This window comes from Ectobacillus sp. (assembly GCF_056992975.1).
Map to the genome: position 1 here is coordinate 1 of NZ_JBXKMX010000155.1, position 9,199 is coordinate 9,199.

Below are 9,199 nucleotides of genomic sequence, written 5' to 3' on the forward strand. Positions count from 1 at the left end.
CAGTAGATGTAGCCTTGCAAGACTTAGTTGAAAATTATGAAAACACATACTATTTATTAGGATCGGCAGTTGGTCCGCATCCATTTCCAACTATCGTTAAACATTTTCAATCCGTAATCAGCGAAGAATCCAAACGTCAAATTTTAGAAAAAGAAGGAAAACTACCTACGGCTGTTATTGCTTGTGTAGGCGGAGGAAGCAATGCAATCGGAGCTTTCGCTCATTATCTCAATGAACCATCTGTACGATTAATTGGAGTAGAGCCAGCAGAAGCAGCCGCTGTATCCGAAGGAGTTTCTGCGATAATTCATGGATTTAGATGCCTAACCTTACTAGACGAAGAAGGAAATCCAAAGCCAACATATTCAATTGCAGCAGGCCTTGACTACCCAGGAGTTGGTCCAGAACATAGCTTTTTAAAAACAAATGGTAGGGCCGAATATGTAACCGTAACGGGACAAGAAGCGTTAGAAGCCTTTCAAACTTTGTCAAAAGTAGAAGGAATTATTCCTGCATTAGAAAGCTCTCACGCAGTTGCCTATGCAATCAAGTTTGCAGCCGAGCTATCAAAAGACGATGTTCTCATTGTTAATTTATCTGGTCGCGGTGATAAAGATGTGGAACAAGTTCACGAGATGCTGAAAGCGAAATAAAACTATACTCAGGATGACGAAAACTTATTATGTAGTAGGCAAGATGACTGTTCTTTCCGTCATCTTGCTTTTTTGTGATTTAGAGGCACAACATACCGCCTTTTGCTCCCACTATAGCCTGTTTCCTACAACACAAATACATTTACAAAAAAGGAAAACACTATTATCATAGAGAATATAACCTCAATGAAAACGTTTTCAATCATCTCCAAAAGGTGGGATTGCCATGGAAACTGAAGGTAACTTTCTGGTAGGACTGTTTTGGGGCGTTATGTGTAGTATTCCGTTGTGGGTTTCCTTTTTCGGTTGGTTAAAGCTTCTCACTCGTGTGTTTTCACACGGATAAGATGGATTGGCTTTTGTTATTCATACAAAATGAAACGAACTTCCAATCTAGAATTGAAAGTTCGTTTTTTACTATCATTAAATTTTACAAGAACCATCCGTACAACCTGCTCCATCATTGTTAGAACCGAATACTTGTAATGGCTTGTTGTTCTGTTCTTCTTTCCATACATTTTCCATTACTTCCAAGAACACTTCTACCGGTTGTGCACCAGAAACAGCATATTTTCGATTGAATACAAAAAATGGAACTCCTTGGACTCCTAATTCTTCTGCTTCTCGCTGTTCTTCTTTTACTTCATTTCGGTATGTTCCCTCTTCCAAAATACGCTTTACATCTTCCTGATCTAATCCAACTTCACCAGCAAGCTTTAACAAATTTTCCAGTTCACCGACATCCAAGGAATCGGTAAAGTATGCTTTCATAAGCCGTTGCATCATTTCAGTCATCTTTCCTTGTTCCTTTGCATAATGACTTAAACGATGTGCAGCTTCTGTATTCGTTAACACAATGCCATCCATATTAAAATCAAGACCAATTTCCTTTGCTTGCTTGGAAATTTGTTCATTATTTGCCTTCGCTTGTTCAACGGAAACACCGTACTTCGATGCGATTGCTTCATGAATGTTTTGTTTAGATCCTCTCGTAGCAGAAGGATTTAATTGAAAACTCTTAAATACAAGTTCGACATCTGCTTTATGATTAAATTGCTCAAGCGCAATATCAAATCTTTTCTTACCAATGTAGCAAAATGGACATGCTACGTCTGACCAAACTTCAACTTCCATATGTGTAACCCCCTTTATAATTAGCTATCCTACAACTATTATCTATATAGTAACTATAAAAAGCAAATTCCTGAATCACACACTCAAAGTTGACGGTCGCAAAGTAATTCTACTATGATAATCTTATTGTATTCTTAATACAAATAAAGATAGTTTTCTAATACACTATATTTACAGTGGTTACCGAACTACCTTTTTATTAGAATACGAATGGAGAGAGGATGAAGAGTATGAGTACGACGAATGCAACAACATCCGTATCAATAAAATCGCTAATTGGTCCATTGTTAGCCGTTATTGTTGGTATGATTATGGTCATTCTCGATAGCACTGTGGTAAATGTAGCACTACCAGGATTAGTAAAGAACTTTGGCAGTACAGTTTCAACGTTACAATGGGCTATTACTGGCTATACCCTTGCCCTCTCTGCTGTTATTCCATTAGCAGGATGGATGACAGACCGTTTTGGCGCAAAACGGATTTTTCTCATTACAATCGGTCTGTTCACAATTGGTTCCGTTCTTTGTTCCCTTGCTCAGACACCTGAGCAATTAATTATGTACCGTATTATTCAAGGTATAGGCGGAGGAATGGTAGCTCCGATTGGCATGGCCATTATCTTCCGAATTGCTCCCGAAGGAAGGATAGGTTCTGTCATGGGGATGCTCGGTATTCCGATGCTGCTTGCTCCTGCTCTAGGCCCTGTTCTATCAGGATGGCTCGTTGAGTATGCATCTTGGCACTGGATTTTCCTTATCAATTTGCCGATTGGGATCATTGCCATTTTAATCGGAATTCGCTTTTTGCCTACCTTTGAAAGCAAAACGGTGCCAACGCTAGACATATTAGGTATCGTATTGGCACCAGTCGCATTTTCCATGCTTGCCTACGGAATCAGTGAAGGCGGAAAAAGCTGGAGCTCTCAATATACCTTGACAGGATTAGGAATCGGAGGCGCTGCTTTACTACTTTTCATTTTTGTAGAATTCCGTCAAAAGCAACCACTTCTTGAGCTCAAAGTATTCCGATCATCCGATTTTACAAGAGGTATTATCGTAGCTTGGATTGCTCAAATTGCATTATTCGGCTCTATCCTACTTATTCCTTTATATTTACAGACGGTGAAGGGCTACGGTTCGTTTGAAACGGGATTATTATTACTTCCACAAGCATTAACCTCCGCGGTATTCATGCCAATCGGTGGACGGTTATTTGATAAAGTAGGCGCTCGTCCCATGGCCATTGCAGGATTCACCATTATTACGGGTGCATTATTTATACTCTCTAAGATTACAATTGATACGAGTAACGGTTACATTATCGCTGCACTTGTGATGATCGGAGCAGGTATGGGATTTTCAATGATGTCCATTAATACGCATGTTTTGCAGGCAGCTCCTAAGAACTTGGTAAGCCGGGTTACACCACTTACTACCGCAGCCCAACAGGTTATGGTTTCCTTTGCCGTTGCAGGAATGACTGGCTTTCTTACATCAAAAATGTCGCAGCATATGACAGAAACAAAAAATCCTCTTGTAGCTACTTCGTCAGCCTATGATGATACATTCTTTCTTGCAGCTAGCATCGCAGCGATCGGAGCTATTGTATCGTTGCTTCTTCGAAAACCTAAAACACTGTCAGAAGAACCGACGAATGAAACACCAGCACCAATCATAGAATCGTAAATGTGAAAAAAGCCTCATTCTACTAAAAAGGAGTATGACATCTTGTCATACCCTTTTTATTGATATGCTTCTTTTACCTTTAGTCGCTTTCCTTTTATCGTTGTTTGCTCCATAGCCTTAAGTACAATCGGACCTTTTCCATTCAAAATGTCCACATAGCTTACATGATCCTGTATCGTAATAATCCCAATATCGTCTGCTGTCACGCCTGGAATTTTGGCAATCGTCCCTACAAAATCGACAGCTCTCATTTTTTTATTCTTTCCACCATTAAAGTAGAGCTTCATAATTTCTTGATTGAGCTTTGCATTTCTATCCTGCTTAATAACCGGACGCATGTCCATTTTTTCGTCAAATGCAGCTTTGCACCTTGCTACTTCCTCTTTAGAAGGAGCTTCTCTTCTTGGTATTTCAAATCCAAGATACGTCTGTAGCTCGTCTATATATTTTTCTTCGTATGGTGTAAGAAAGGTAATGGCTTTTCCCGATTTCCCTGCACGCCCTGTTCTACCTGTTCGGTGCACATAGCTTTCTTTTTCAAGAGGAAGGTCATAGTTAATCACAAGTGTAATATTTTCAATGTCTATCCCTCTGGCGGCCACATCAGTAGCGACTAAGTATCGGAACTTTCCTCTCTTAAAATCATTCATAACCGAGAACCGATCCTCCTGCATCATGCCACCGTGAATTTCATCACAGGAATAGCGATCATGATCAAGTCTATCCCATACTGAGTCGACTTGCTCTTGCGTTCTGCAAAAAATTATACAGCTATCCGGATTTTCAACGGTTGTTATATCACGAAGAATACTGTACTTCTCCTCTTCTCTAACCTCAACAAGCGAATGTTCGATTCGTGCTTCCGTATGTTCCGTAGGAGGGATAATAATTTCTACTGGGTTGTTCAAATACGCATGGCATAGTGTTTCAACATTTTTTGGCAATGTGGCCGAGAAAACCATTGTCATTCGGTTTGTTGGCAATGCTTGCAAGATGGCCTCCACTTGCTCAATAAACCCCATACTTAGCATTTCATCTACTTCATCGATTACAAAATATTTCAGCTTATCTAAAACAAGCGTTCCTTTTTCAATATGATCTAATACCCGCCCTGGTGTTCCAACAACTATATGTGTTTTTTGCTTTAATTCTAATTTTTGCGCGGCAAACGGTTGCTTACCATAAATAGCTGTCGCTTTTATTCGTTTCAATCTTCCTATATTGGAAAAATCCTCTTTCACTTGAGCAGCGAGCTCGCGTGTTGGTGTAAGGATTAATGCTTGCGGCTTATTTTCTTCCCACTCGACCATTTCACAAAGCGGAATAGCAAAGGACGCCGTCTTCCCGCTTCCTGTTTGCGCCTTAACAATCAAATCTTTCCTTTCCAAAGCAGCAGGTATTACCTTCCTTTGCACCTCTGTCGGAACCTCATAATGTAAATAAGCAAGCGCCTGAATAATCTCCTCACTTAACTGATAATCGGTAAAACGTTTATTCATAGGATAACCTCGTTTTGTTTTAGGATCGATTGCAAAAGCAGTCTTCATATCTCATTATACTGGAAATTTGCTCATATAAACATGCAGAAAAAAACTGCCTGTTTCAGAAAACAGACAGCACAAATGCAAAAAAGAGGTCTGCTGCAATAACCCACTTGCAGTAGACCTCTTTTTATAAGTATATGTTGATTAAGCTTGTTTAGCAGCTTGAAGTTCAACAGAAATTTTCACATCGTCACCGATTAATACGCCACCAGTTTCTAATGCTGCATTATACGTTAAGTTGTAATTGCTACGTTTGATGCTTCCTTTTACAGTGAAGCCAGCTTTTTCATTGCCCCATGGATCTTTTCCTGATCCTTCATATGTTACGTCAAATGTTTCAGAACGAGTTACGCCATGAAGTGCAATATCACCAGTCATTTTGTATTCATCTTCACCAGTTTTTACAATGTTAGTAGCTACAAATGTAAGCTTAGGATTTTCTTCTACATTGAAGAAATCAGCAGAACGTAAATGTGCATCACGATCAGCATTACGTGTAGAAATACTTTCTAAATCAATATCAAATGAAATAGTAGCAGTTGTTAAATCAGCTGGATCCGCTTCAATTTCAGCACTGAAAGATTGGAAAGCACCCTTAACCTTAGAAATCATCATATGTCTAATAGAAAAATCAACGTCTGTGTGTGCAGGATCTAAAGCCCATTTTGAAATTGTCATTTTAATATACCCCCGAATTTGTTTTTAGTTTTGGTTTTTTTAATTAAATTCTTACTACACTTATTATTATATTTACTTACTTTAAGTATGTCAATTACTTTTTAGAAAAAACTATATTTTTTCTATTATAACTATATAATACTTGTTTATCCCTTCAACAACAAAGGTATGGAATGAATCCATACCTTTGTTCACACACTTCATTCCAGCGTACTGCTTTGCTTTTGTTGGTGTATCATATTATAATAAGCCCCCTTCTTTGCAAGTAAAGAAGAATGACTACCTTGTTCCGTAATTTCACCATGGTCAATTACCATAATGGTATCTGCATCTCGGATTGTATTAAGCCGATGTGCAATGATAAAGCTCGTCCGTCCCTTCATAATATTCAAAAGAGCATCTTGGATATGAAGCTCTGTACGTGTATCAATGCTACTTGTTGCCTCATCTAATATTAATATAGAAGGATTCGCTAAAATTGCCCTCGCAATCGCCAATAACTGTCTTTGCCCTTGACTTAAGTTCCCACCATTCTCTGCTAATTGCGTCTCATATTGTTCTGGAAGACGTCTTATAAATACGTCTGCATTTGCCATACGTGCCGCTTCCTCTATCTCGTAATCGGAAGCATCAATATTACCGTATCTAATATTTTCTTTAATGGTACCTGAAAATAAATATGTATCCTGCAGCACCATACCAAAGCACCTTCTTACACTATCTCGCGTATAGTCCCGTATATCTCTTCCGTCAATAGTAATTCGTCCAGCAGATACATCATAAAAACGGGTAAGTAGATTAACAATTGTTGTCTTTCCAGCTCCCGTTGGTCCTACAAGTGCTATATTGCTGCCTTCCTTAGATGAAAAGCTAATATGATTCAAAATCGGTACATCCATTCGATATCCAAAGCTAACATCTTCAAATACAACATGCCCCTTCGGATTTGCTAGGGCAACTGCTTGCGGCACGTCGGGCTTCTCCTCTTGTTCATCCAGAACTTCAAACACCCGCTCTGCGCCTGCAATGCCCGATTGCAGCGTATTAAAGATATTTGCTAAATCATTTAACGGTCTGACAAATTGTCTAGAATAACTTAGAAAACTTGCTATAACCCCAACCGTAATCAAACTTTTCACCGCTAATATCCCGCCAACAATTGCAACAGCTGCAAATCCAACATTATTGATTACATTCATGATTGGCATTAAAAAGCCAGACCAAATTTGTGCCTTTAATCCTACGTCGCATAGCTTTCGATTAACTTCATCAAACTCCTTAATTGCTTTTTCCTCATGGTTAAATGCCTTTACAACATTCCAGCCTGAAATGGTTTCTTCAACTTGACTATTTAAATTTCCAAGCTGCTCTTGCTGAGATTTAAATAAGACACTTGTTTTCCTCGCAATCGTCCTTGTAAGAAAAAATACCATCGGAACAGTAATGAGGCTTGCTACTGTCAAAAGAGGGCTGAGCACAACCATCATGACAAAAGAACCAACAAGCACAATAAGCCCCGACATAAGTTGCGTAGTAGACTGTGAAATTGTCGTACTCACATTATCGATATCATTCGTTAGTCGGCTCATAATCTCTCCACTTTGCCGCGTATCAAAAAAGGAAATCGGTAGCTTTTGCAATTTGTCAAATAAGGTGCGTCTCAAGCTCATAACGATTCGCCCGGAGACACCTGCCATTAGCCAACCTTGCAAAAACGTAAGAAAGGCATCTATTATATATGCCGCCGCTAAAGACACAATCGCAATTTCAAGCATCCCAAAATTAACCTTTCCAGAAGAAGACATGGAATCAATTGAGACGCCTATTAAGTAAGGAGCCGCAAGCGTTAGCACTGAATCCAGTACGATAAAGAAAAAAATAAGTAGCAACAACTTTCTTTCCTTCCCGAAGAAAAGCCACAATCGCTTCAATGTTTTTTTGGCATTCTTCGGTTTCACAACAGGGCCTCTTCCCTGGTGTCGCCCAAAACCTCCTCCAGGTCTCATAACTCCATTTAGCATAGGACGGTCTATTCCTTTTGATTGTGCCATGTTTACACCACCTTGCCTACTTGTGATTGGGCAATTTCCTTATACAATTTGCAGCTCTTTAGCAGCTCCTCATGCTTCCCAATCCCGACGATTTCTCCGTGATCCAATACAAGAATCTTGTCAGCGTCCATAACGGAACTCATACGCTGTGCAATAATAAGACGGGTAACAGAAGCATAGGCTGCAAGTGCCTTCTTTATTCTTCCTTCCGTTGCTACATCAACCGCACTGGTACAATCATCTAAAATGAGAATTTCCGGTTTTCTTACGAGTGCTCTTGCAATAGCGAGGCGCTGCTTCTGACCTCCAGAGAGATTCACGCCACCTTGTCCAATTCTCGTTTCATAACCTTCCGGACAAGCAGTAATAAAGTCATGTGCACCTGCCATCTTTGCCGCCTGCTCGATTTCCTCTCTCGATGCGTCTTCTTTCCCCCAGCGTATATTATCGAGAATCGTACCGGTGAATAATACGTTTTTTTGCGGAACAATTGCGATTTTATCACGCAATACTTTGGGATCCATCTGTCTTACGTCTACCCCATTAATTTTTATAAAACCTGACGTCACATCATAGAAACGCGGAATTAAACTAATCATACTGCTTTTCCCCGATCCTGTTGATCCGATAATCCCAACCGTTTCCCCTGGCACACAATGAAAGGTTACATGATTGACAACTGGATCACCTGCTGCCCCCTTGTAGGAAAAACAGACATCCTCAAAGTCAATTCTTCCTGTTATCTGTGCTTCACTATCATTCTTACTCCAAGTCATATGATTTTCCTGTAAAAATACTTCATTAATACGACCGAAGGAGGCTCTTGCCCGAACAAACATCGTTAACACCATAGAAATAATCATCAATGAAAATAAAATTTGCGTGATATAGTTAATGAATGCAATCACGTGGCCAATCTGCATTTGTCCATGATTGACTCCCAGTCCTCCTAGCCAAAGCACCGCAACAATTCCAATGTTTACGGTAAGTGCAATGGCCGGGTTAAAGCCTGCCATAACGCGGAGTGCAGCAATCGATCTGTTTTGATATTCTTCATTCACTGTTTTAAATTTAACACCCTCATAATCAAAGCGGTTAAATGCCTTCACAACCCGAATGCCAGACAAGTACTCTCTTACGACACGATTTACACGATCAAGTGCCTGTTGTACACTTAAAAAAAAGGGAAATCCAATTCTCATATTCAACCAAATTAGGAGTCCAACAATGGGAACAATGACCGCAAGCACAACAGCCAAATGGGGATTTAGACGAATCGCAAGAATCAAGCTTCCAATCCCAATTAAAGGAGCCTTCACAAAAATCCGCATTAACCCATTTACAAATACTTGAACCTGCGTTACATCATTGGTTAGTCTTGTAATTAAGGACGCCCGGTCGAATTCATCGATATTCTCAAAACTTAGCATTTGGATTTTCCGAAACAAATCGGC

The 9,199-nt window shown here is 39.7% G+C and carries 7 protein-coding genes; 2 read left to right on the forward strand and 5 right to left on the reverse strand.

The window, feature by feature from the left end:
- Positions 1 to 653, forward strand: a 653-nt coding sequence (locus AC11ZT_RS07310; RefSeq protein ID WP_484058968.1) for a pyridoxal-phosphate dependent enzyme, incomplete at its 5' end; no start/stop codon positions are given.
- A gap of 423 nt (positions 654 to 1,076) precedes the next feature.
- On the opposite strand, the gene AC11ZT_RS07315 is transcribed toward AC11ZT_RS07310, so the two are convergent.
- Complete coding sequence (locus tag AC11ZT_RS07315) at positions 1,077 to 1,787, reverse strand: DsbA family oxidoreductase (RefSeq protein ID WP_484058969.1); 711 nt, start codon at positions 1,785 to 1,787, stop codon at positions 1,077 to 1,079.
- 230 nt (positions 1,788 to 2,017) lie between these two features.
- On the opposite strand from AC11ZT_RS07315, the gene AC11ZT_RS07320 reads away from it, so the two are divergent.
- Positions 2,018 to 3,472, forward strand: a complete 1,455-nt coding sequence (locus AC11ZT_RS07320) for an MDR family MFS transporter (protein WP_484058970.1) — start codon at positions 2,018 to 2,020, stop codon at positions 3,470 to 3,472.
- Positions 3,473 to 3,528: 56 nt separating this feature from the next.
- Here AC11ZT_RS07320 and AC11ZT_RS07325 read toward each other — a convergent pair whose 3' ends face one another.
- The 4 genes from AC11ZT_RS07325 to AC11ZT_RS07340 all read right to left on the reverse strand — a co-directional run.
- On the reverse strand, positions 3,529 to 4,971 hold the full coding sequence (locus AC11ZT_RS07325; RefSeq protein WP_484058971.1) for a DEAD/DEAH box helicase: 1,443 nt from the start codon (positions 4,969 to 4,971) through the stop codon (positions 3,529 to 3,531).
- 189 nt (positions 4,972 to 5,160) lie between these two features.
- Positions 5,161 to 5,694, reverse strand: coding sequence for a YceI family protein (locus tag AC11ZT_RS07330; RefSeq protein WP_484058972.1), 534 nt, complete (start codon positions 5,692 to 5,694; stop codon positions 5,161 to 5,163).
- A gap of 200 nt (positions 5,695 to 5,894) precedes the next feature.
- Positions 5,895 to 7,745: an ABC transporter ATP-binding protein gene (locus AC11ZT_RS07335; protein WP_484058973.1), complete on the reverse strand. Its 1,851-nt coding sequence runs from the start codon at positions 7,743 to 7,745 to the stop codon at positions 5,895 to 5,897.
- A gap of 2 nt (positions 7,746 to 7,747) precedes the next feature.
- Positions 7,748 to 9,199: ABC transporter ATP-binding protein (locus tag AC11ZT_RS07340; RefSeq protein WP_484058974.1), on the reverse strand; the 1,452-nt coding region annotated here is incomplete at its 5' end.